Raw genomic sequence first — 21,999 nt, forward strand, 5'->3', positions numbered from 1 at the left:
AAAAAAATGTCTAATTAGGCTTTGTGTAAAATATCTCTAGCCTAAGTTTTTTATCAAAATTAGGGTCAACAGCCTCTATATTACTTCCATACAATACTGTACTTAATGGCGTAAGAATTGAAGTTGTTGCCAATTCCTTTTCTCCTGAGCTAACTTTAGTATCGGCAATACCCCAATTTTGAATACTTGTTGCCAACGTTAAAGCTAACGTTGCATTGGCAGAATCCCTTACCACTAAATTATTTATGTGATCAGTGATTTTTACGGTATACTTTACTCCTTGATCATTAGATTTCTCTAAAATACCATCGTAATTAAGATACACTCCAAATAATTCTTGTACAGTTAAATCGTTTTGTTCGCTATTTGGGTTTATTAATGGAAAATTGTTCTCCGTATTGTATAAATAAAGCCGAGATGGTTCTAATTTACTTTGAGCCGCATCTAATTGATTACGATCTACATAGAACACCAAATTTGCTTCGTTAATTACCCAGTTTTTATTTTTTATTTGTTCAATAATACTTTCCCCTCCATCTACTTCAAATAAATTGATTTCAGCATAGGTGCCGGGGCCTCCTTTTAAATATATTCTAGATGCATTTTCAGAATTATCCAATGTTTCGGTAATTTGAGGACTATAATTCTCTGTAATTATTGTATTCACTGCATTACCATTTACCGGACCATTTTGAACCTGCGATAAAAAAGAAAAAAGAAAATCTTTTTCCTTAATTTCATTCGGCGTATCATCACTGGTATCATCTATAGTACTATTAGTGTCATAACTAGTATAGTTGTATGTCATTATAACGTTAGCATCTTTTAAATCAAACAAAAACATCACGTCATTACCTGATTGATCTTCGATTGAAAAATGAAGCCCTCTAATAAATTCTGTGAAATTAGACTGACTCAACAACTCCGTACTACCTTCCTTATCCAATATATTTTGTTGAAAAAAATCATTGTTCAAAGTAACTCTCACACCAGGCGGAAGCTTACTGAATGTAAGTGATTCATCTACATCATCAGTAGATTCATCATCCTCATTTCGAATTAAAATTTCTTTATTATTAATTTCCACAGGCCCCTCAAATAATAAGTCTGACACAAAATCAGGTGAAAATTCTTGGTTAGAATAATACTGTTGAGATTCTTGAAAATTAGCATTAGGATCTAAATCTCGTAAATAGAATGTTGATCTTTCTACTTTTAAATTAAACGACGGCAATACCGAAGTACTTACATCATCATAATTTTGGTTATTGATATAGATACTGTCTAATTCTATTTTCTTCGAGAAATTATTTGTAAAAATTTCTGAACCATCCTTATCATTTATACCGTCGCGATCTTCATCTACGCTAGCATCATCCAAAGGGTCGGTACTTGAAGCAGTTTCGACGGCGTTTGAAACACCATCGCCGTCATTATCATTATCGTTATCTGGGTCGGCATCAAATTCATCTACCACCCCATCTGCATCACTATCCACAGCAATACTTTTCGTTAAAAATGGAATATAAAGATATACCTCCTTTATTGTTTCATTCTCATCAATAGTTGTAATTGATTCCCCTGTATTCCCCGCTTTATTTTCTTTATCTTGAGATAAAGTACCAAATGAAGGATTCGTTGTTCCAAGAAACATTTGTGAAGTTACCGAAGCACGTGTTTTTCCAAAAATAGGATCATTGAATGTTCCTAATTGGTATACCGGGAGTTTATTTGTCTGTACAGCCTCAATATTTTTATTATGAACAAAAACATCATACACTTCTTTACCGGTAGTAAAAGGTTCGTTCCCAACAACACCAGCACCAATTGAAGTTAAATCTTGTTCACATGATACTAAAAAACCAAATATCAAAAACATTCCCAAAAATCTGGGAGTAGCGGAATTATTAAAAAAATTCATTCAGATTATTTTAAAACTTCGGTGTTATAAAAATTAGCATATGCCTCCTCAAATTCTTGAACAGGTACATATGGCAACACTGGTTTTTCTTGGTTGGATATATGGTTTTCTAATTCTTCTGGAATATCTTCCGAAGCTAAAATAATTGCATCTGCATAATCCACAGCTACCTTTAACAAATTATTATAAGTTGGCTCCGCTAAAGATGCAATAGCCTCATCTGGAATGCCATCAAAGGCAATCTTATTTAGCATATCCTTATCTAAAGTACCTTCAAAGGTTTTTCCATAAACAGACAATACAATTTTACTATCGGCAAAAAGAGGCTCATCAGCATAGAAATTTTTCAAATACAAAGGCAATAAGCTAGCCATCCATCCATGAACATGAATTATATCTGGCGACCAATTCAATTTTTTCACAGTCTCCATAACGCCTTTTGCAAAGAAAATTGCACGTTGATCATTATCTGGAAAAAGGTTACCTTGTTTGTCGGTAAATGTAGCCTTACGTTTAAAGTATTCTTCATTATCTATGAAGTAAACCTGTATTCTTTCTTTTGGTATGGAAGCTACCTTAATGATTAATGGCATATCCATATCATTAATGACCAAATTCATTCCTGAAAGTCTAATTACTTCGTGTAATTGATGCCTTCTCTCGTTTATGTTACCATATCTTGGCATGAATATCCTAATTTGACCACCATTGCTGTTGACCATTCTAGGCGCTTCATAAGACATTAGGGAAACTTCGTTTTCGGGTAAGTAAGGAACTAATTCAGAAGATACAAATAATATCTTTTTACCATTCATAAAGGTTATATTTTATTTTTCACTGGTACGTAAACGCAAAATTACAAAAAATATAGAGATTAGCAGTATTTATAGTAAGTTTGCTCGCTAATGAACTTTTCAATGGTGGTAGTAAAGACCAAAAAAGAGCTTTTAAGTGAATTAAATAATATAGATAGCAGTATTGCACTTGGTCTGGTACCTACAATGGGTGCACTTCATCAAGGGCATGCATCGCTTATAAAAAAAGCAGTTTCTGAAAACCAAAAGGTGGTTGTAAGTATTTTTGTAAATCCTACGCAATTTAATAATAAAGAGGATTTAGTAAAATATCCAAAAACGTTAGATGCTGATATAAATTTAATATCGGCTATATCTAAAGAAATAATCGTTTTCGTACCTGAGGTATCAGAACTTTACCCTAAACAGGTTAAAACTAAAATTTATCATTTTGATGGTCTTGATAAAGTCATGGAAGGCGAATTTAGAGATAATCACTTTAATGGTGTTGGCACTATTGTGGAAGCACTTTTAAACCTTATTAAACCCACACGTGCATATTTCGGCGAAAAGGACTATCAGCAACTACGTATTATTCAAAAACTAGTAGAAATACAGCAAATTCCAGTTGAAATTATTGGTTGTGAAATAGTACGGGAAAAACACGGGCTAGCCATGAGTTCTAGAAATGAAAGGTTAAGTAAAAAAATACGACAAAAGGCCGAGTTTATTTACGAAACGTTAAAGACTGCCAAACAAAAATTTGGCACGGAAAGTGTTCTAGATGTGAAGGAGTGGGTAGTGAAGCAATTTAACGATAACATTGATTTTCAATTAGAATATTTTGAAATCACAGATGTGAACACGTTGACACCTATCATTAAAAAAAATACAAATACAAAACAAAGGGCTTTTATTGCAGTTTATGCTGAGGAAGTAAGACTAATTGACAATATAGCTCTTAATTAATTAATTTTGCACAATGCAAGTAGAAGTAGTTAAATCAAAAATACACCGAGTAAAGGTTACAGGTGCAGACTTAAATTATGTAGGTAGCATTACTATTGATGAAGATCTAATGGATGCCGCAAACTTTATACGAGGTGAAAAAGTTCAAATTGTTAACAATAACAACGGAGAACGTCTTGAAACTTATATTATACCTGGACCAAGAAAAAGTGGAGAAATTACCTTAAATGGAGCCGCGGCAAGAAAAGTTTCTGTAGGTGATGTACTCATTTTAATTTCATATACTTGGATGGATATAGAAGATGCAAAAAAATTCAATCCGTCTTTAGTTTTCCCTAATGAAGCAAATAATTTATTGACGTAATCTTGACGAATACACTAAAAAAAAATCTTAAGATTATACTCCCAATTGCATTGGGAGTTTTTTTAGTTTGGTATTCTTATAATTCCACTACACCAGAAAATAGAAAAGAAATAATCTTTTACATTAAAGAGGCAGACCCGCTTTATGTTTTTCTTTCTGTTTTATTAGGTGTGCTAGGCCACGTTTCCAGAGCTATTCGTTGGAATTATCTTTTAGAACCCTTAGGCTACAAACCGCGCCTAAGCAATAATGTTTTGATTATCTTGACCTCCTATTTTGCCAATTTAGGAATTCCTAGAACAGGTGAAGTACTAAGAGCAACAGCACTTACCACTTATGAAGGCGTACCTTTTGAAAAAGGGTTTGGCACTATAGTTACAGAACGGGTCATTGATGTAATAATGCTTCTTGGCATAGTCATGATTGCATTTTTACTACAAACCGATGTAATTATGGCCATGCTGCAAGAACGTGGATTTAATTTAAACGGCTTACTAGTTTTAGCAGCAGTTGGATTAATCGTATTCGTAGTTTTTATTGTTTTTATTAAAAAATCTAAAAGCCTATTTGCGCAAAAAATTAAAACATTTGTAAAAGGACTGCTAGATGGGGTTTTTAGCATCTTTAAAATGAAGCATAAATGGCTTTTTATTATTCACACTTTATTTATTTGGGCATGTTATATTGGCATGCTGTGGATTATAAAATTTACCGTACCAGAAACCATATCTCTATCTTTAAGTCAATTACTCGTAGCCTTTGTAGCAGGGGCTTTCGCTATGGCCACTACAAATGGAGGAATAGGTCTTTACCCCATTGCCGTTAGTAGTGCGTTGACCATTTTCGGTATAAGTGCAGTATCCGGTGATGCCTTTGGATGGATAATTTGGATTGCCCAAACATTAATGATAGTTGTTTTTGGTGCAATATCTTTTCTTTTATTACCGTTATTGAACAGAATCAAATAGTAATATTACTATTTACAATTACCATTTATGCGTTATGTACCTATAATATTCGCACTGCTATTTGGCATTACAAGTTATTCCCAAACTACTCAAGAAATATTTGAGTCCTTTAAACTACAAGAAAGACGAGACGTACATTACTATTTTCCCGATAGAATGGACGAAAACAAAAAGTACCCTCTTATTATAGTTCTTGATGCAGAATATCTTTTTGAACAAGTTGTTGCTTCATCAAAATTTTATAGCCGTTTTCATGGCATGCCACAAAGTATTGTTGTTGGTATTGACCAAAGTAAAAACGATTTAAGATTTGAAGATTGTGCTTTTGATCCAGATAGTGGTTTACCTTCAGAAAAAGGAAAAAAATTTTATGAGTTTATTGGAATGGAACTTATTCCCTATTTAGATTTAAACTATAGTACAGCACCATTTAAAATGATTGTAGGTTACGACATTTCTGCAAGTTTTATGAATTATTGGTTATTTAAGGATAACTCCATTTTTGACGCCTATATTAGTATTTCCCCAACTTTAGCTCCAGAAATGGAGTCAAGAGTACCCATGAGACTCAACACTTTCGAAAATCAAATATTCTATCAACTTATAGTTGAAGGTGAAGACAGTAATGACAAGCAAAGAATTATGACTATGAACAATAGCATTAAAGCTTTAGAAAAAGAGTCATTACATTATTTCTTTGATGAATATACGAATGCCGATCATATTTCTGTAGCTACCTATGGTATTGGAAAAGCATTCGACAATATTTTTGGAATGTTTAAACCAATTAGTCCAAAAGAGTATAAAACACAAATACTTACTAGCGAAGAACCTGTATTTGATTATTTAGAGAAAAAATACCAAGGAATTGTTGATGTTTTTGGCTTCAGTAAACCTGTAGAGCTCAATGATATTATGGCAATTTATGCGGCTTCTAGAAAAAAAGAAGATTTTGAATCCTTAAAACCTTTAGCAGATCTTTGTAAAAAAGAATACCCTGAAACTATGTTAGGCTTTTATTTTGAAGCCGAATATTACGAGCAATTAGGTGAACCAAAAAAAGCACTTAAAACATTTGAAAAAGCTTTTCAAATGGAAGAAATAGATTTTTTAACCAAAGAAATGGCCCTTGAAAAAATGGATGCACTAAAAGCTGATTTCGGCTTTTAATTTATTATAAACAGCTAATCCCAAATTAGCCTAACCTACTTAATATGATTAAAGTTGACGCAATGTACTTCGTCTTTTCCGGAGTACTTTTTACGTATTTTGGATTGAAAGGAGATTTTATTTTAACCTATAACGGAATTGCCTTATTTATGGCATGGGCATCATTTTTTCTTGCCTTTAGCGCTATTAAAAAAGAAAAGTCCAATGATAATTAAACTATAATTTCATTCTACCTTTTACTCATTTCAAACTTCTTGCTACCTTTAGCCTTGTCAGTAAAAGCTAAAGATGGCCAAAACAAAAACTGCATTTTTTTGTCAAAATTGCGGAACACAGTATGCTAAATGGGTAGGACAATGTTCTGCCTGTAAACAATGGAATACCGTTGTAGAAGAAGTAGTACAAAAAGAAGAGAAGGCAAATTGGAAGTCATCTTCACAGAGCTCTAAAAGAGTTTCCAAACCTCTTTTAGTTAATGAAATAAGTATTGAAAAAGAAGTCCGTTTAAATACTTTTGACCTAGAATTCAATAGGGTTCTTGGCGGAGGCCTAGTACCAGGTGCATTAGTTTTACTTGGTGGAGAGCCCGGAGTTGGCAAAAGCACCTTATTACTGCAAATTGCTTTAAAACTACCTTATAAAACCTTATATGTTTCTGGGGAAGAAAGTCAAAAGCAAATTAAAATGCGGGCAGATAGGATTCACCCAAATAGCGAAACTTGCTTTATTCTTACTGAGACTAAAACACAGAATATTTTTAAGCAAATTGAAGCTACTGAACCAGATATCGTAGTTATAGACTCTATACAAACACTACACTCCGATTATATTGAATCTGCTGCAGGCAGTATTTCTCAAATACGAGAGTGTACTGCAGAGCTAATAAAGTTTGCTAAGGAAACGAATACCCCCGTTATACTTATTGGTCATATTACTAAAGATGGTTCTATTGCCGGGCCAAAAATATTGGAACATATGGTTGACACGGTACTTCAATTTGAAGGTGACCGCAATTACGTATATAGACTATTAAGATCCTTAAAGAATAGATTTGGTTCAACCGCAGAACTCGGTATTTATGAAATGCAGGGTAGCGGTTTAAGAGAGGTCAATAACCCCTCTGAAGTCTTGATTTCTAAAAATGATGAAGGTTTAAGCGGTACTGCCATAGCTTCTACTGTTGAAGGTATGCGCCCTCTTTTAATTGAAATTCAAGCATTGGTAAGCACAGCTGTATATGGTACACCTCAACGATCTACAACAGGCTATAATGCAAAACGATTAAATATGCTATTGGCTGTTTTGGAAAAGCGAGCAGGTTTTAAATTAGGCGCTAAAGATGTTTTTTTAAATATTACCGGCGGTATTTCTGTTGACGACCCAGCTATTGACTTGGCGGTTGTAGCTGCAATTCTTTCAAGCAATGAAGATATCCCTATCGATAAAGGAATTTGTTTCGCTGCAGAAGTAGGTTTAGCAGGGGAAATAAGACCAGTACAAAGAGTAGAGCAACGTATTTTGGAAGCCGAAAAATTAGGCTACACAACAATAATAGTTTCCAAAAACAACAAAATTGGGCTGAAATCTACCAAGATAAAAATTCTATTAGCATCAAAAATTGAAGAAGTTGCCGGTAATTTATTTGGTTAACGTTTATCCCTCATTATCCTTGCTACAACCATTATTATTATAATTACAATAAGAATTACCACTATTTGTCCAAAACCAACTTTTAACAAAACTAAGCTTTTCATATTATGGAGCTGGATTTGGTATTAGGTTGTGAATTTCTTTTATATCTTTTAAAATATCATCAGTTAAGTTAACATCGATACTCCCAATATTTTCTTCTAATTGACGCATAGTAGTTGCGCCAATAATTGTACTTGTGACAAAAGACCTTGAGTTTACAAATGACAAAGCCATTTGTGCCAAAGTAAGCCCATTGGCCTGTGCTAGTTCAAAATATTTCTTTGTTGCCGCTACCGCAGTTTCACTAACATATCTGTTATATTGAGGAAATAAACTTAACCGTGATCCTTCCGGTAATCTATCACCTAAATATTTACCACTTAAAACACCAAAACCTAAAGGAGAATAAGCCAATAAACCTACTTGTTCCCGAGCAGAAATTTCTGCCATACCAACCTCAAACAATCTATTTAATAAGCTATAAGGGTTCTGTACGGTTATAGTTCTTGGTAATGTACCATGAACCTTACTTTCTTCTAAAAAACGCATCATGCCCCAAGGTGTTTCATTTGAAACTCCCACATGCCTAATTTTGCCTTCGCGAATTAAATCACGTAACGTTTCTAATACTTGATGAATATTGTCTTCCCAATAATCAGTTATATCATGTTTAAAACCTCGTTGACCAAAATAATTTGTGCTTCTATCTGGCCAATGCAATTGATAAATATCAATATAGTCGGTTTGTAATCTTTCTAAACTACCCTCAACTGCAGAAATAATTGACTCTCTAGTAAAACCTGTAGTTCTAATAAATTTCGTCATTTCAGCCTTACCAGCTATTTTCGAAGCGAGTATTATATCTTCCCTGTTTCCATTTTTTTTGAACCAATTGCCAATAATCTTCTCAGTAGCTGCATACCTATCTTTGTGTGCAGGTATTGGATATAATTCTGCAGTATCAAAAAAATTAATTCCTTTATCAATTGCAAAGTTAATTTGCTCATGGCCCTCGGTCTCTGTATTTTGATTGCCCCAGGTCATTGTACCCAAACATAGTTTACTTACTTCAATCTCTGTATGTGGTAATTTGGTATAGATCATTTAATTTTTTTATTCTTAAATACAACGCAAAACTACTAAATATATTGAGGATACCATCTATAATGCTCCCATATCACTAACTATCTATCTCTACCAATATAGGACAGTGATCACTATGTTTGGCACCCGATAATATTACCGATCTTGACAATCTCTTTTTTAATGTTTTGGCAACCATGGCATAATCTAACCGCCAACCCTTATTGTTATTTCTAGCATTAGCTCTATAGCTCCACCAAGTATAATTATCCGGTTCAGAATTAAACTCCCTAAAGCTGTCTAAAAACCCGCTCGCTATAAAATTTCCTATCCATTCCCGTTCTACCGGTAAAAAACCGGATACATTTTTTAAACCAACAGGGTTGTGAATATCTATTGCTTTATGGCAAATATTATAATCCCCTAGCACAATTAAATTAGGCCTACTTAAAAGCAACTCATTAGTATATTCTTGAAAATCTGCCATGTACATAAGTTTATGATCTAAACGTTGAAGATTAGTGCCAGAAGGTAAATACATGCTCATTATAGAAATATCTCCAAAATCTGCTCTTATATTTCTCCCTTCGAAATCCATATACTCTATTCCCGTACCGAATACTACATTATCTGGTTTTGTTTTGGAAAGTATGGCGACACCACTATATCCCTTCTTTTGAGCACTGTACCAATAATTGTATTTATAACCTGCCTCTTCAAACAATAAAAGATCTAATTGCTCTTCGTTGGCCTTTATTTCTTGCAAACAAACAACATCTGGAGAAACGGTCACTAACCAATCTAAAAAACCTTTTTTTACTGCTGCCCTAATTCCATTTACATTATAGGATATAATTTTCATTCTGTATTGTTTAGGTTTAAAAATAAAAAAGAGTACTAGATTATTGACGATTACCACTCAATAAAATCATAATTTCACAGATTTGGAATATAATTTGCATGCAATTATTATCATTAAACAAAAACTCATGTACAAGTATTTATTTTCTGCCGTTTTAATCTTCTATTCCTCTTATATTGTTGCGCAAGCTTACCCAAATAACTTAAACAACCATGAAGTTAAAATTAATATCGGTCAATTTTTAGCTACTTCATCAGTAGAAACTAGTTATGAATACTATATAACCGAAGATGCAAGCTTAGGCGGCACCTTATATTTTAATGGTGACCCTACTGATTATAATGGCAATTTTGGTATTGGACCCAATTTAAGAGCATATTTTGGATATAATCCTCGAAGCGGATTTTTTGCAGAAGTCTTTGGCCTTTATTATACCGGAGAAGATTCTGAACTATCACAAAGCCTGGGTAGTAGAGACTTTGATTATACCACCACCGTTCTTGGTTTAGGTGCAGGATCTAAATGGACCACTAGAAGTCAACGTTTTATTCTTGAAATAAATTTAGGTTTAGGTAGAAATATTAATCCTGAAGATTTTCAAAATGACTTTTTGTTCAGAGCTGGTTTATCTATAGGTTTTCGATTTTAATAGGTATTTTTGAGGTTTACACTCTTATGAAAAATACAATTTTATCTTTACTTCTTTTTTTGTTATCCGTAAACATTTTTGCCCAGTCTACATCTTTAAAAGACAGTGTTACGGTACTAAATGAAGTTATTGTAATTGATACTCTTACCGCTAAAAATGCAATTGGCATTATACCTTCAAAAACCATTGGCGCCATAACATTTGCCAATTATAGCCCTATTGATTTCATTAGTTCTATAAATCAAGTATCGGGAGTTTATGCACTCTCTGGTGCTTTAAATACGAACAGAATAACCATAAGAGGTGTAGGCTCAAGAACACCATATGGTACAGATAAATTAAGGCTTTACTACAATAATATTCCTATAACCAATGGAACAGGTTCGTCCACTATTGAAGCTTTTGATTTAGAAAACCTTACCTCTGTTGAAATTATTAAAGGGCCAAAGGGTACAGGTTTTGGCACTAATTTGGGAGGGTCGATTATTTTAAATACCAAGCAGCTTAGTAACCAACCTACAAAATTTACTAACAATACCACCATTGGCTCTTTTGGGTTATTAAAAAATAGTTTTGGATTTACACATTCTCAGAACGATTTCTATATGACTTTTCAATACGGGCATATGGAAATTGACGGGTACCGTGAGAATAATAGATTTGAACGTGACGGATTTCTTTTAAACACAATTTTTAAACTTTCTGATAAAAGTGAAGTAGGTCTATTAGTAAATCATATTGATTATTCCGCACAAATTGCCAGCTCGCTAAGCCAAGAGGATTTTGACGAAGACCCTACCCAAGCAGCTTTTATCTGGAAGGCATCAAAAGGATATGAAGATAACAATTATAGCCTTGTAGGCCTTTCGCACACCTATTACGCTAGCAGTAAATTAAAAAACACTACTAGTTTATTTTACACCTATTTAGATCATTACGAGCCTGCTCCATTTAATATTTTAGATGAGTATACAAATGGTTTTGGTTTTAGAACGTTGTTTACCGGTAATTTTAAATTTTTAGAAAATTCGCTATCATACACTTTTGGCGGTGAACTTTATAAAGATGAATATACCTGGGGAACTTTCGAAAACTTGTATGGAGAGAATGATAATAAAGGAAGCCTACAAGGCGATATGCTTTCCAAAAACAAAGAATTTAGAAATCAATTTAATGGTTTTGCCACAATATTATACCCATTTACATCTAAACTTAAAGCGCAGTTGGGTATTAATATAAATAAAACTCAATACGATTTTAGAGACTTATTCAATTTAAACGAATTAAATACTAGCGCCAATAGAGATTTTAGAACCCTATTCTTACCTAGCTTAGATATCAATTATTCTGTAAGACCTAATAGTCAATTGTTTGCTAATGTAAGTCGCGGTTTTTCTAACCCGAGTTTAGAAGAAACCCTAACACCCAATGGAATCATAAATCCTGATATTGTTCAGGAAACAGGAACAAATTATGAGCTTGGTATTGACCATAAAAGCAAAAATGACAAGTTAAAATTAACTATTGCGGTCTATTTAATGCCTATAAAAAATTTACTTGTGGCCAAACGTGTAGGTGACAACCAATACATTGGCCGGAATGCAGGTAAAACAAGGCATCAAGGTGTTGATTTAGATTTGAGTTATCGATTTACCTTATCTAAAAAAATATCACTAACACCATTTGTTAATTACACGTATAGCAATCATAAGTTTGTTGATTTTATAGATGAAGAAGCTAACGAGGATTATTCTGAAAATGCCTTAACGGGTATTCCTAAAAACAAAATTAATTCAGGTTTGCAAACTAATTTTGGTAATGGTTTTTTCCTAAATATTACACATCAATTTGTAGATGAAATACCTTTGACTGATGCCAATACTCTTTACAGCACTTCTTTTAATCTTGTAAACTTTAAATTAGGCTACAAGAAACAGGTTTCTGACAAAATAAGAATAGGTTTAGATTTTGGTATTAATAACTTAACTGATGCCAAATATGCTCAATCAGTATTAATCAACGCTAGTGGGTTTGGTGGAAATGCCCCAAGGTATTTCTACCCTGGGAACACTATTAATTATTATGGAGGCCTAAAGTTAAACTACATTCTTTAGTAGTCTATTCCATTTTTTTCAACCATGTTTTCATATCAACAGCATTATGGATTATTCCATTTAATGCGGATATAGCAACACGCTCTTGTTCCATAGAATCCCTATGCCTTATTGTAACCGTTTGGTCTTCTAATGTTTGGTGATCTACCGTAATACAGAATGGGGTACCATTGGCATCTTGCCTTCTATAACGTCTACCAACCGCATCTTTTTCATCGTATGCTACGTTAAAATCATATTTAAGTTCATCAACAATACTTTGTGCTACCTCTTGCAAACCATCTTTCTTCAATAATGGTAAAATAGCTGCTTTAATTGGGGCTAATACCGCAGGTAATTTAAGAACTGTTCTTGTGGTATTATTTTCTAATTCTTCTTCCACTAATGAGTTTGAGAATACGGCTAAGAACATTCTATCTAAACCAATAGAAGTTTCCAGCACATAGGGCACGTAGTTTTTATTAACCTCATGATCAAAATACTGAAGCTTTTTACCTGAAAATTTTTCGTGACTACTTAAATCAAAATCGGTTCGGGAATGAATTCCTTCTAATTCTTTAAAACCGAATGGAAAACGGAATTCTATATCAGCTGCTGCATCTGCATAATGTGCTAATTTTTCATGATCATGGAAACGATAGTTCTCTTGACCTAAACCTAAAGATAAATGCCATTTCATCCTTTTTTCTTTCCAAACCTCGTACCACTCTTTTTGGGAACCAGGTTGAATAAAAAATTGCATTTCCATTTGTTCGAATTCTCTCATTCTAAAAATAAATTGTCTCGCAACAATTTCATTTCTAAAAGCTTTACCAGTCTGTGCAATTCCGAAAGGAATTTTCATACGACCAGATTTCTGTACATTTAAAAAATTTACAAAAATACCTTGTGCAGTCTCCGGTCTTAAAAATAGATCCATTGCACTTTCGGCATTTGCTCCTAATTTGGTGCCGAACATTAGGTTAAACTGCTTTACATCTGTCCAGTTTTTAGAACCGGACATTGGACAGGCTATATCCAATTCTTCAATAAGCGCTTTTACGTCAGCAAGATCCTCTTTCTGTAAAGATTTCCCTAAACGACTTAAAATAGTCTTCCCTTGTTGTAGATAATCAACTACCCGCTGATTGGTAGCTAAAAAAGTCTCTTTATTAAAAGTATCGCCAAAGCGCTTTTCGGCCTTGCTGACCTCTTTCTCTATTTTTGCATCAATTTTAGCTACATAATCTTCAACCAAAACATCTGCACGATATCTTTTCTTAGAGTCTTTATTATCAATCAAAGGGTCATTGAACGCATCTATATGCCCAGAAGCTTTCCATGTTAACGGGTGCATAAATATAGCCGCGTCTAACCCAACAATATTATCATTGAGCTGAACCATAGCTTTCCACCAATACTCACGTATATTCTTTTTAAGTTCTGCGCCGTTTTGACCGTAGTCATATACTGCGCTCAACCCATCATAAATTTCACTTGATTGGAATACATAACCGTATTCCTTTGCGTGAGAAATTACACGCTTAAAATCATCTTCTTGCTTTGCCATGTGGCAAAAATAGAATAATAGCCCAAAAAAAGAATAATTATTTTAATTGAAATTCCGAAGAAGTAATTAATCGTTCATCTTCAAATACATTTAAGGTGTAATTACCATCCATTAAAGAACCTTCTGGTATGGTAATAGAATCACATAAATACATATCTATGCCTGTAAAAACAAACGCTACCCTTTTGCTATAAACATTACCATTTACGGTAATAGTATTGGCGTTATCTTCAATAACCTGCTTGTTTGGGTCTAAGAATTGCAAATAAATTATTTTTTCATTATTTGCCTCACTCTCATCCGCCAATATGGTCACACAACCTCTCAGTTTTTCTATAATAGAAGCTTTATTGGTCTTTGTGGGCCTTGTACCTCTAATTAACCTAAAGCCACTTCCTTCTGCATTGGCCATTTTTAAATAGCTCTTTGTTTTTAATTTTTGATTAAGCTCAAGTATTTTTCTTCTTTGTAACGCTTCCGCTTCTGCTAACGAATTACTATTTGCACGCAATTCTTCAACCTGTTTACGCGACTCATCATACTTATCGGTAAGTAGCATGTTATTATAGCGCAAGAAATTATTTTTAAGTATTAAACTATCGTTCTTAGATTCCAATCTACGTAGTTCGGTTTTAAACTCTCTTAATTTCTGAACTGTAAAATTTAATCGCCCTACAGAATCTAAAAGTTCTTGCACTTTAAATTTAGAATCTTGAAGTTCAATTTCGTTCATTTCATTCTTGGCAGACAAACGATCTACATCTGCTTTCATAATAGTAAGATCTTTTATAAGAATAGCTTTCTCTTGTTCTAAAAAATCAATTTGAGAATTCGACTGTGCATAACTATAATAGAAGGCAATTAAAAGCGCAATAATAACCGCCACAAATGCGGCGAGTATTATTTTATAATTGAATTTGGTATCTTGACTATTCATTTAAAAGCGGCTGTAGGTTAATTAAATCTGTAAAATTGGATGCAAAATAGAATATCAAATATACTAAAGGATGTTACTAACATTCTATTGCCCATATCATGTTTTGGTTGTAATGCACGATTATATAGAGGAGAGGTTACTCTCTGCACATCTTGTCGACATCAATTACCACTCACCGAGTACAACTTTAACGTTGAAAATGCTGTTGACCGTATTTTTTATGGTCGAATTAACATTAAAAAGGCAAGTTCATTCTTACATTTTACCGAAACTGGGATTGTAAAAAATCTAATTCATTATTTAAAGTACAAAAACCAAGAAAGTATTGGACAGTTCTTAGGAGATTGGCAAGGTCAAATATTAAAAGAGCAAGGGCATCTAAATCATATTGATTTTGTTATTCCTGTACCTTTACATCGTAAAAAACTAAGTAAACGCGGTTATAACCAAGTATCGCTTTTTGCAACACAAATTGCATTACATCTTAATACTTGTTATGCCGATAATTTTTTAATTAAAACTGCAAATACCCGAACCCAAACTAAAAAGAACAGATTAAACAGATGGTATGATAACCGTTCTTTATATGAAATTAAAAACCCACAACTTCTGGAGAATAAATCTATTTTATTGATTGATGATGTTATTACTACTGGAGCAACTATGGAGATATGCGCAAACACTTTTAAGGATATTAAAGAGGTAACGATTTATATTTTAAGTATGGCAGTTGTATCTAACGGATAGATTTCTATAAAATATGTCGTTTCTTTGTAATCGATAATAGCACTTATGAGTAGAAAAATTCTTGGATTTGTATTCGTATTTATCATAGTATTGGTTTCTTACCAATGTGCCCAACGAGGAACACCTACTGGTGGTCCAAAAGATACCACTGCTCCAGAATTATTAAGGGCGGAGCCCCCTAACATGAGTGTCAATTTTAATGAACAAAAAATAAGGCTTTATTTTAACGAGCTTGTAAAACTAAAAGATATTCAAAAACAGCTCATTATATCTCCACCCTTAAAATACGCTCCCGTACTTACTCCATTAGGTAATGCAAATAAATATGTAGAAATTACTATTAAGGATACTTTAGACCCCAATACTACTTATACCTTAAATTTTGGCCAGGGTATTGTTGATAATAATGAAGAAAATCCACTACCCTTCTTTACCTATGTTTTTTCCACCGGCAATTATATAGATTCCCTAGAACTTTCGGGCGTTATAACTGATGCTTTCAACAAAAAGGTCGATGAATTTGTGAGCATTATGTTATATAAAATAGATAGTACGTATACAGATTCTACACTTTATAAAAAACCGCCAAATTATATAACTAACACACTTGATAGTGCCGTTATCTTTAAACTAAAAAATTTAAAGGAAGGTAAATATGCCTTATTTGCAATAAAAGATGCTGCCGGAAACAATTTATTTGACCAAAAATCTGATAAAATTGGCTTTGTTGAAGACACTATAAACTTACCCACAGATTCTATTTATTTATTAAACCTTTTTAAAGAGATACCTGATTATGGGGTTGCAGTACCTAGTATGGAAGCTAGTAATAAAATAAGTTTTGGCTATTACGGCGACGGCTCCTCGTTAGCTATTAAAACCATTACAGCTTTACCAGATTCAGTAAAATATAGGGTTACAAAAGAAAGAGAAAAAGACACCTTAAATTTTTGGTTTACCCCATATAAAATGGACTCTTTACTTTTTGCAATTACCAATGAAAGCTTAAAAATTTCTGATACTTTTAATGTTAAAAGTAGAAAAGTTGCCTTCGATTCTCTTAAATTATCTTTAAATCAAAGTGGTAATTTGGATTTTGACAAGCCTATTAATCTAATGGTCAATTCTCCTTTAATGAACGTTGATAGTACCAAAATAAAACTAATAGACAAAGACTCTATTTTAGTTGTTCATAATTTAAAACTAGATACACTTGAAAATCAGCTTAATTTTGATTTTAAAGTATTGCCTAATCAAAATTACAGAATTGAACTTTTACCAGGGGCTGTTACCGATTTCTTTGAAAATACCAACGATACTGTTTACTTTAATATGAGAACAAAAAGTATTGCTGACTATGGTAATCTTACTATTAATATCAATGGGTCTAATATAAAATATCCCATAATTGTTCAGCTTACAAATGATAAAGGGGAACTACAAAGAGAAATCTATGCCGAAGAAGGTAAGGTCTTTGTATTTAATAATTTAAATCCAGGTAAATATATGGCCAGGGTAATATTCGATGAAAATGCAAATCGAAAATGGGATACCGGTAATTTTTTAAAGAAAATACAACCCGAAAAAATTAGCTATTACCCATCCTTAATTGAGCTACGGGCCAATTGGGAAAAAGTAGAAACTTTTAACCTATTAAATTAAATTGATCGCGATCTTCTAAAAAAGGAAGCTTAGTTCGTAAACCATCAATTTCATTTTTACTTATTTCTACTATCAAAATTTCTTCCTTCTTAGAAATTTCCATTAAACCACCTTGTGGATTATAACAACTTGTATGTCCTGGGTAATTGTGGCCTATTTTATCTGTTCCAATGCGGTTTACTCCTATGCAATAGACCATGTTCTCAATGGCGCGGGCCTTTAATAAAGTATCCCACGCATTAATTCTTGGTGCAGGCCAATTTGCTGCGTAAATCAAAATGTCAAAATTTTCTGTGTTTCTACTCCAAACTGGAAAACGGAGATCATAGCAAATTAAGGGGCAAATTTTAAAACCTTTATAATCCACAATTAACCTTAGGGAACCAGCAGTGAATTTTACATGCTCCCCGGCCAAAGTAAACGTATGCTTTTTATCGTAAGCAAATGTTTCTCCATTTGGCTTTATAAAAAATAATCTATTGTAGTTGAAACTATCCTCTTTAAAAACAGTACTACCAACAATGGCCGTATTATACTTGCTGGCCATTTGTTTCATCCAAGTTAATGTCAATATACCTTCTTCCTCCTTTAAATTATCAGGGGACATTGTAAAACCCGATGTAAACATTTCGGGCAAGACAATGATATCAACAGCTTCTCTAATTTGTTCAATTTTGGAAGTAAACATGGCTCTATTGGCAATGGGGTCTTCCCAAAATAGTTCCGTCTGTATTAAAGCTATCTTTAAACCAATATTATTTTGTGTCATTTTACTCTAATAAGTCTATAAAAGCATTTAATCCTTGGGTTTTTGCATGGTCTAGTGCTGTATTACCCCTATTATCTTTAATAACTTTATCTGCACCGTTTGCTATTAACAATTTGGCTATTTCTAAACGATTAAATTGAGCCGCATAGATAAGACAAGTGGCACCCATAGCATTTCTCTCGTTTAATTGAGCACCTTTTTCAATTAAAAGTTTTGCGATATCTGTATAACCCTTAAAACAAACTCCCATTAAAGCTGTATTGCCAGATGCATCTACCGCATCTATTTTGGCACCTTTTTCCAGTAATAACGATGCAATTTCCATTTCATCATAATACGTAGCAAGAATCAATGGGGTAGACCCACGCAAATCTTTACTATTTATTAGCACAGGGTTTTTTTCTATCATTGGTTTTACCTCATTAAAATTCCCCTCCCTTATCGCTTTAAAAAAAAACTCATTCATAAATTAATAGTTTAGTGAAAATTAAAAATTTGTAAGAAATACTACAGATTATACTTTCGTTTAACTGATATATTTTCTTACTTTATAATAAAAATGTACCTTTAATGCATAAAACACTCCATATTGAAAACATTAGCCGTTGACTTTCTTTTAAAAGAGACCCCCACAGCCATCGCTATCATCGACACTAAGTTAAACTTTATTACTTACTCTAGCCAGTGGCAAAGTGATTTTACCGATGACAAAACGGATTTAGAAGGTAAATTTATTTTTGATGTAATAATTGATACTCCTATTCTTTTTAAAAACACCATAAAATCCTGTTTATCAAATAAAAAGGTATACATCAATTCCGGCCAAAAATTTACACTATTAGATGGAAAGATAAAATGGTTAAAATGGAAAATTTCGCCATGGAAAAACGATGATAATATTTTGACCGGAATAATGATTTTTTTGGAAGATATTACGCGTGACAAAAAAGAATTGGAATTACTCCACAAAGCGGAAGAAGTTGCTCGTATAGGTTGTTGGGAGCTAGATTTACAAACCAATTTAGTTAATTGGACAAAAACCACAAAAGATATTCATGAAGTTGGTGCGGATTATGACGTAAACCTTGAAAACGGTATAAATTTTTACAAAGAAGGTGTTCATAGAAACAAAATAACCAAACTAGTAAACGCTGCTATTACTAAAGGTATACCTTTTGATACGGAATTAATAATAGTTACCGCTAAAGGCAATGAAGTTTGGGTACGTGCTAAAGGCGAAGTAGAAAGTATAAATGGCAATCCTGTTAGATTGGTTGGCACTTTTCAAGATATAGACCAAAAGAAAAAATTTGAATTGGCCCATGTTGACATATTGGAACGCTTAAAAATTACTACCGAAACAGCTAAAATTGGCATATGGGAATATAACCTTATTTCAAATGAGTTAGAATGGGATAACGAAATGTATAACATATTTGGAATCTCAAAAAAAAATTTCACAGGTGTATTTGAAGCTTGGTCTTCTACCATTCACCCTTCCGATAAAAAGAAAATTTTACAGGCAACGGAAGATGCTATCAACGGTATTAAAGATTTTGATGAAGAGTTTAGAATTAAACTACAAGATGGAAGCGTAAAATATATTAAGGGCATTTCTAAAACAATAAATGACCTAAATGGCAAAGCTGTTAAAATGACTGGGGCTAATTGGGACATTACGGAATTGCGAAGCACCGAACTCAGGCTTAAGCGAAGTGCCAAATCATTTACAAAAACTTTTGAGAATGCTGCAATAGGTATGGCCTTAGTAAGCCCCGAACTTAAATGGTTAAAAGCTAATAAAAGTTTATCGAAAAGTTTAGGGTATTCAGAAAAGGAGTTGTTAAAGATGAAGACCACAGATATTACCCATCCCGATGATTTAGAAAATAGTTCATCATTTAAAAGCAAGGTATTCAACGGTAAAAAAAACAACTATCAAATACAAAAAAGGTACTTTCATAAAAATGGCAGTATGGTACATGCCATAATAGGAGTAACACCAGTAAAAGACCTAGAAGGGAAAACTACACATGCCATTACCCAATTTTTAGATATTACAGATAGAATTAAATCTGAAAAAAAATTAAAAGATTTATTGAAAGTTACAAAGAGCCAAAATGAAAGTCTAATGAATTTTGCTCATATAGTTTCGCATAATTTACGCTCACATTCTACAAATTTGACCATGTTGGCCAACTTTTTAACTAACGAAAAAGAGGAAGATGAACGACAAAATTTAAATAGAATGATTTCGAATGCCGCTGAAAGTTTAGCCGAAACTATACGTCATTTAAACGACGTAGTTCAGGTAAAAACTACGCCTCTTAAAAATCTTCGAAAAATAAACATATTAAAAACAATTCAGCAATGCGAAAAGAGTATTGAGGGTTTACTTGAAAAAGATGTTGCTATTATTAAATTAGATATTTCTAGTAATCACTTTGTTAATGCCGTTCCTGCTTATTTAGAAAGCATTTTTTTAAATATTCTTACAAATGCTTTAAAATATAGATCAAAAGACCGGTTACCGGTTATTGAGGTAAAAACATTTTTAAAAGATGATAAAATTCTAATTACTTTTTCCGATAATGGGCAAGGAATAGATTTAAAGCGCCATGGCGATAAAATATTTGGGATGTACAAAACCTTTCATAATCATAAAGATGCTAAAGGCATAGGCCTGTTCATTACCAAAAACCAAATTGAGTCAATGGGCGGAAGTATTAAAATAGAGAGTGTTGTTGACCAAGGCTCCACTATTTTTATAGAATTAAAACAAAGTTAAAAATGAAGAGCATTAGTACATGTTGTATAATAGATGACGATCCTATTTTCATTTATGGAACAAAAAGAATAATGAAAGAGATAGATTTTGCGAAAAATATTATTGTTTACAATAATGGTCAAGAAGCTTTAGATGGTCTTTATACTATGATTAAAGATGAAGAATCTTTACCAGAAGTAATGTTTTTAGATTTAAATATGCCCATTATGGATGGTTGGGAATTTTTAGATGAATTTAAGAACTACCCTAATAATACCTCAAAAAAAACTATAATCTATATTATAAGTTCATCTGTTGACCCAAGAGATTTAGAACGTGTAAAAGACTATAACCAAGTAACTAATTATATTTTAAAACCCATTACCCCTAATGATCTTACCAACATATTAAAATCAAATAAAACATAGTCGCAACCAATACAGTGGCACCTTTATCACATAATTGTATACCCAAATAGGTAGTGTGTTGTTAATAACATGCTATTTAAAAATTTAGTTAAACACTAGTATTTAGCTATCTTGTGGCGCGGGTGTTTAACTTTTATTAATTATAAATGAGTGCATTTTCTAGTTGTTGTATCATAGATGATGACGAGTTCTTTTCTATAAGCAGTAAAATCATTTTAAAACAAGTAGATTTTAGCGATAACGTTTTATATTATAGCGGTGGACAAGAAGCTTTGGATGGGTTAATTGGCCTACTTGTAGAAAACATAACATTACCTACGATTATTTTTCTAGATATAAATATGCCTAAGAGAGATGGATGGTCTTTTTTAGAAGAATTTGAAGATTTACCAGAAGATAAAATTAAGCATATTCAAATTTACATTACTAGCTCATTTATAAGCCCTACTCTCATGGACAAGGCCAAAAACTACAAACTGGTTAAAGGTTATCTTGTTAAACCTTTAACTGAAAGTGCCCTTATTAATATAATAGAGAAAAAGGATTAGTGTTCT

The 21,999-nt window shown here is 32.9% G+C and carries 21 protein-coding genes; 13 read left to right on the forward strand and 8 right to left on the reverse strand.

All coding sequences use genetic code 11. The features are described from left to right. Positions 1 to 10: 10 nt before the first annotated feature. Positions 11 to 1,921, reverse strand: a complete 1,911-nt coding sequence (locus BTR34_RS07025; RefSeq protein WP_068485341.1) for a DUF4270 domain-containing protein — start codon at positions 1,919 to 1,921, stop codon at positions 11 to 13. 5 nt (positions 1,922 to 1,926) lie between these two features. Next, a complete protein-coding gene (locus BTR34_RS07030; protein ID WP_068485342.1) occupies positions 1,927 to 2,736 on the reverse strand; it encodes a glycogen/starch synthase in 810 nt (269 codons plus the stop codon). Between the two features lie 90 nt (positions 2,737 to 2,826). Here BTR34_RS07030 and panC point away from each other — a divergent pair, with 90 nt between their 5' ends. The 6 genes from panC (at position 2,827) to radA (ending at position 7,836) form a co-directional block, all read left to right on the forward strand. Next, complete coding sequence (panC, locus tag BTR34_RS07035; RefSeq protein ID WP_235843233.1) at positions 2,827 to 3,684, forward strand: pantoate--beta-alanine ligase; 858 nt, start codon at positions 2,827 to 2,829, stop codon at positions 3,682 to 3,684. Positions 3,685 to 3,697: 13 nt separating this feature from the next. After that, positions 3,698 to 4,048 carry an aspartate 1-decarboxylase gene (gene panD, locus BTR34_RS07040; protein WP_068485344.1) on the forward strand — a complete coding sequence of 117 codons (351 nt, stop codon included), beginning with the start codon at positions 3,698 to 3,700 and terminating at the stop codon, positions 4,046 to 4,048. Between the two features lie 2 nt (positions 4,049 to 4,050). Then, positions 4,051 to 5,016, forward strand: a complete 966-nt coding sequence (locus BTR34_RS07045; protein WP_068485345.1) for a lysylphosphatidylglycerol synthase transmembrane domain-containing protein — start codon at positions 4,051 to 4,053, stop codon at positions 5,014 to 5,016. 27 nt (positions 5,017 to 5,043) lie between these two features. Continuing rightward, positions 5,044 to 6,186 (forward strand): alpha/beta hydrolase, encoded by a 1,143-nt coding sequence (locus BTR34_RS07050; protein ID WP_068485346.1) that lies wholly within the window; start codon positions 5,044 to 5,046, stop codon positions 6,184 to 6,186. A gap of 44 nt (positions 6,187 to 6,230) precedes the next feature. Continuing rightward, the gene (locus tag BTR34_RS18740; protein WP_157483879.1) at positions 6,231 to 6,401 is read left to right on the forward strand and encodes a hypothetical protein; all 171 of its coding nucleotides are present in this window, start codon (positions 6,231 to 6,233) and stop codon (positions 6,399 to 6,401) included. 73 nt (positions 6,402 to 6,474) lie between these two features. Then, the gene (radA, locus tag BTR34_RS07055; protein ID WP_068485347.1) at positions 6,475 to 7,836 is read left to right on the forward strand and encodes a DNA repair protein RadA; all 1,362 of its coding nucleotides are present in this window, start codon (positions 6,475 to 6,477) and stop codon (positions 7,834 to 7,836) included. A 105-nt stretch (positions 7,837 to 7,941) separates the two neighbouring features. On the opposite strand, the gene BTR34_RS07060 is transcribed toward radA, so the two are convergent. Together BTR34_RS07060 and BTR34_RS07065 are read right to left on the reverse strand one after the other, a co-directional pair. Then, complete coding sequence (locus BTR34_RS07060) at positions 7,942 to 8,982, reverse strand: aldo/keto reductase (protein ID WP_068485348.1); 1,041 nt, start codon at positions 8,980 to 8,982, stop codon at positions 7,942 to 7,944. A gap of 76 nt (positions 8,983 to 9,058) precedes the next feature. Next, the gene (locus BTR34_RS07065) at positions 9,059 to 9,823 is read right to left on the reverse strand and encodes an exodeoxyribonuclease III (protein ID WP_068485349.1); all 765 of its coding nucleotides are present in this window, start codon (positions 9,821 to 9,823) and stop codon (positions 9,059 to 9,061) included. 127 nt (positions 9,824 to 9,950) lie between these two features. Between BTR34_RS07065 and BTR34_RS07070 the strand changes: the two genes are divergently transcribed. Together BTR34_RS07070 and BTR34_RS07075 are read left to right on the forward strand one after the other, a co-directional pair. Further along, complete coding sequence (locus BTR34_RS07070) at positions 9,951 to 10,472, forward strand: hypothetical protein (protein WP_068485350.1); 522 nt, start codon at positions 9,951 to 9,953, stop codon at positions 10,470 to 10,472. Between the two features lie 26 nt (positions 10,473 to 10,498). Continuing rightward, positions 10,499 to 12,586, forward strand: coding sequence for a TonB-dependent receptor (locus tag BTR34_RS07075; protein WP_068485351.1), 2,088 nt, complete (start codon positions 10,499 to 10,501; stop codon positions 12,584 to 12,586). A 4-nt stretch (positions 12,587 to 12,590) separates the two neighbouring features. On the opposite strand, the gene BTR34_RS07080 is transcribed toward BTR34_RS07075, so the two are convergent. Next, the gene (locus BTR34_RS07080; protein ID WP_068485352.1) at positions 12,591 to 14,135 is read right to left on the reverse strand and encodes a glycine--tRNA ligase; all 1,545 of its coding nucleotides are present in this window, start codon (positions 14,133 to 14,135) and stop codon (positions 12,591 to 12,593) included. Between the two features lie 37 nt (positions 14,136 to 14,172). After that, complete coding sequence (locus BTR34_RS07085) at positions 14,173 to 15,072, reverse strand: hypothetical protein (RefSeq protein WP_068485353.1); 900 nt, start codon at positions 15,070 to 15,072, stop codon at positions 14,173 to 14,175. Positions 15,073 to 15,111: 39 nt separating this feature from the next. Here BTR34_RS07085 and BTR34_RS07090 point away from each other — a divergent pair, with 39 nt between their 5' ends. Together BTR34_RS07090 and BTR34_RS07095 are read left to right on the forward strand one after the other, a co-directional pair. After that, on the forward strand, positions 15,112 to 15,819 hold the full coding sequence (locus tag BTR34_RS07090; protein ID WP_068485354.1) for a ComF family protein: 708 nt from the start codon (positions 15,112 to 15,114) through the stop codon (positions 15,817 to 15,819). A gap of 45 nt (positions 15,820 to 15,864) precedes the next feature. Beyond that, the gene (locus tag BTR34_RS07095) at positions 15,865 to 17,481 is read left to right on the forward strand and encodes an Ig-like domain-containing protein (protein ID WP_068485355.1); all 1,617 of its coding nucleotides are present in this window, start codon (positions 15,865 to 15,867) and stop codon (positions 17,479 to 17,481) included. Here the strand turns inward: BTR34_RS07095 and BTR34_RS07100 are convergent. Next, the gene (locus tag BTR34_RS07100) at positions 17,465 to 18,250 is read right to left on the reverse strand and encodes an amidohydrolase (protein ID WP_068485356.1); all 786 of its coding nucleotides are present in this window, start codon (positions 18,248 to 18,250) and stop codon (positions 17,465 to 17,467) included. The two genes, BTR34_RS07095 and BTR34_RS07100, sit on opposite strands and share 17 nt — an antisense overlap. A 1-nt stretch (position 18,251) precedes the next feature. After that, the gene (locus BTR34_RS07105; protein WP_068485357.1) at positions 18,252 to 18,716 is read right to left on the reverse strand and encodes an ankyrin repeat domain-containing protein; all 465 of its coding nucleotides are present in this window, start codon (positions 18,714 to 18,716) and stop codon (positions 18,252 to 18,254) included. Between the two features lie 123 nt (positions 18,717 to 18,839). Between BTR34_RS07105 and BTR34_RS18570 the strand changes: the two genes are divergently transcribed. The 3 genes from BTR34_RS18570 to BTR34_RS07125 all read left to right on the forward strand — a co-directional run bounded on the left by BTR34_RS18570 (position 18,840) and on the right by BTR34_RS07125 (position 21,993). Then, positions 18,840 to 21,038 (forward strand): PAS domain-containing sensor histidine kinase, encoded by a 2,199-nt coding sequence (locus BTR34_RS18570; protein ID WP_082960192.1) that lies wholly within the window; start codon positions 18,840 to 18,842, stop codon positions 21,036 to 21,038. A 2-nt stretch (positions 21,039 to 21,040) separates the two neighbouring features. Continuing rightward, positions 21,041 to 21,445, forward strand: coding sequence for a response regulator (locus BTR34_RS07120; RefSeq protein ID WP_068485358.1), 405 nt, complete (start codon positions 21,041 to 21,043; stop codon positions 21,443 to 21,445). 146 nt (positions 21,446 to 21,591) lie between these two features. After that, on the forward strand, positions 21,592 to 21,993 hold the full coding sequence (locus BTR34_RS07125) for a response regulator (protein WP_068485359.1): 402 nt from the start codon (positions 21,592 to 21,594) through the stop codon (positions 21,991 to 21,993). The last annotated feature ends 6 nt before the right edge of the window (positions 21,994 to 21,999 follow it).

The sequence above is a fragment of the Maribacter hydrothermalis genome (genome assembly GCF_001913155.1).
GTDB classification, from domain to species: Bacteria; Bacteroidota; Bacteroidia; order Flavobacteriales; family Flavobacteriaceae; genus Maribacter; species Maribacter hydrothermalis.

Bases quoted from the DNA above. Each gene is read 5' to 3' on its own strand.
- BTR34_RS07050 (WP_068485346.1), top strand. From the start codon at position 5,044: ATGCGTTATGTACCTATAATATTCGCACTGCTATTTGGCATTACAAGT.
- panC (WP_235843233.1), top strand. From the start codon at position 2,827: ATGAACTTTTCAATGGTGGTAGTAAAGACCAAAAAAGAGCTTTTAAGT.
- BTR34_RS07105 (WP_068485357.1), bottom strand. From the start codon at position 18,716: ATGAATGAGTTTTTTTTTAAAGCGATAAGGGAGGGGAATTTTAATGAG.
- BTR34_RS07090 (WP_068485354.1), top strand. From the start codon at position 15,112: ATGCAAAATAGAATATCAAATATACTAAAGGATGTTACTAACATTCTA.
- panD (WP_068485344.1), top strand. From the start codon at position 3,698: ATGCAAGTAGAAGTAGTTAAATCAAAAATACACCGAGTAAAGGTTACA.
- BTR34_RS07065 (WP_068485349.1), bottom strand. From the start codon at position 9,823: ATGAAAATTATATCCTATAATGTAAATGGAATTAGGGCAGCAGTAAAA.
- BTR34_RS07070 (WP_068485350.1), top strand. From the start codon at position 9,951: ATGTACAAGTATTTATTTTCTGCCGTTTTAATCTTCTATTCCTCTTAT.
- BTR34_RS07125 (WP_068485359.1), top strand. From the start codon at position 21,592: ATGAGTGCATTTTCTAGTTGTTGTATCATAGATGATGACGAGTTCTTT.
- BTR34_RS07100 (WP_068485356.1), bottom strand. From the start codon at position 18,250: ATGACACAAAATAATATTGGTTTAAAGATAGCTTTAATACAGACGGAA.
- BTR34_RS07095 (WP_068485355.1), top strand. From the start codon at position 15,865: ATGAGTAGAAAAATTCTTGGATTTGTATTCGTATTTATCATAGTATTG.
- BTR34_RS07060 (WP_068485348.1), bottom strand. From the start codon at position 8,982: ATGATCTATACCAAATTACCACATACAGAGATTGAAGTAAGTAAACTA.
- BTR34_RS18740 (WP_157483879.1), top strand. From the start codon at position 6,231: ATGATTAAAGTTGACGCAATGTACTTCGTCTTTTCCGGAGTACTTTTT.
- BTR34_RS07085 (WP_068485353.1), bottom strand. From the start codon at position 15,072: ATGAATAGTCAAGATACCAAATTCAATTATAAAATAATACTCGCCGCA.
- BTR34_RS07080 (WP_068485352.1), bottom strand. From the start codon at position 14,135: ATGGCAAAGCAAGAAGATGATTTTAAGCGTGTAATTTCTCACGCAAAG.
- BTR34_RS07075 (WP_068485351.1), top strand. From the start codon at position 10,499: ATGAAAAATACAATTTTATCTTTACTTCTTTTTTTGTTATCCGTAAAC.
- BTR34_RS07030 (WP_068485342.1), bottom strand. From the start codon at position 2,736: ATGAATGGTAAAAAGATATTATTTGTATCTTCTGAATTAGTTCCTTAC.
- radA (WP_068485347.1), top strand. From the start codon at position 6,475: ATGGCCAAAACAAAAACTGCATTTTTTTGTCAAAATTGCGGAACACAG.
- BTR34_RS07120 (WP_068485358.1), top strand. From the start codon at position 21,041: ATGAAGAGCATTAGTACATGTTGTATAATAGATGACGATCCTATTTTC.
- BTR34_RS07025 (WP_068485341.1), bottom strand. From the start codon at position 1,921: ATGAATTTTTTTAATAATTCCGCTACTCCCAGATTTTTGGGAATGTTT.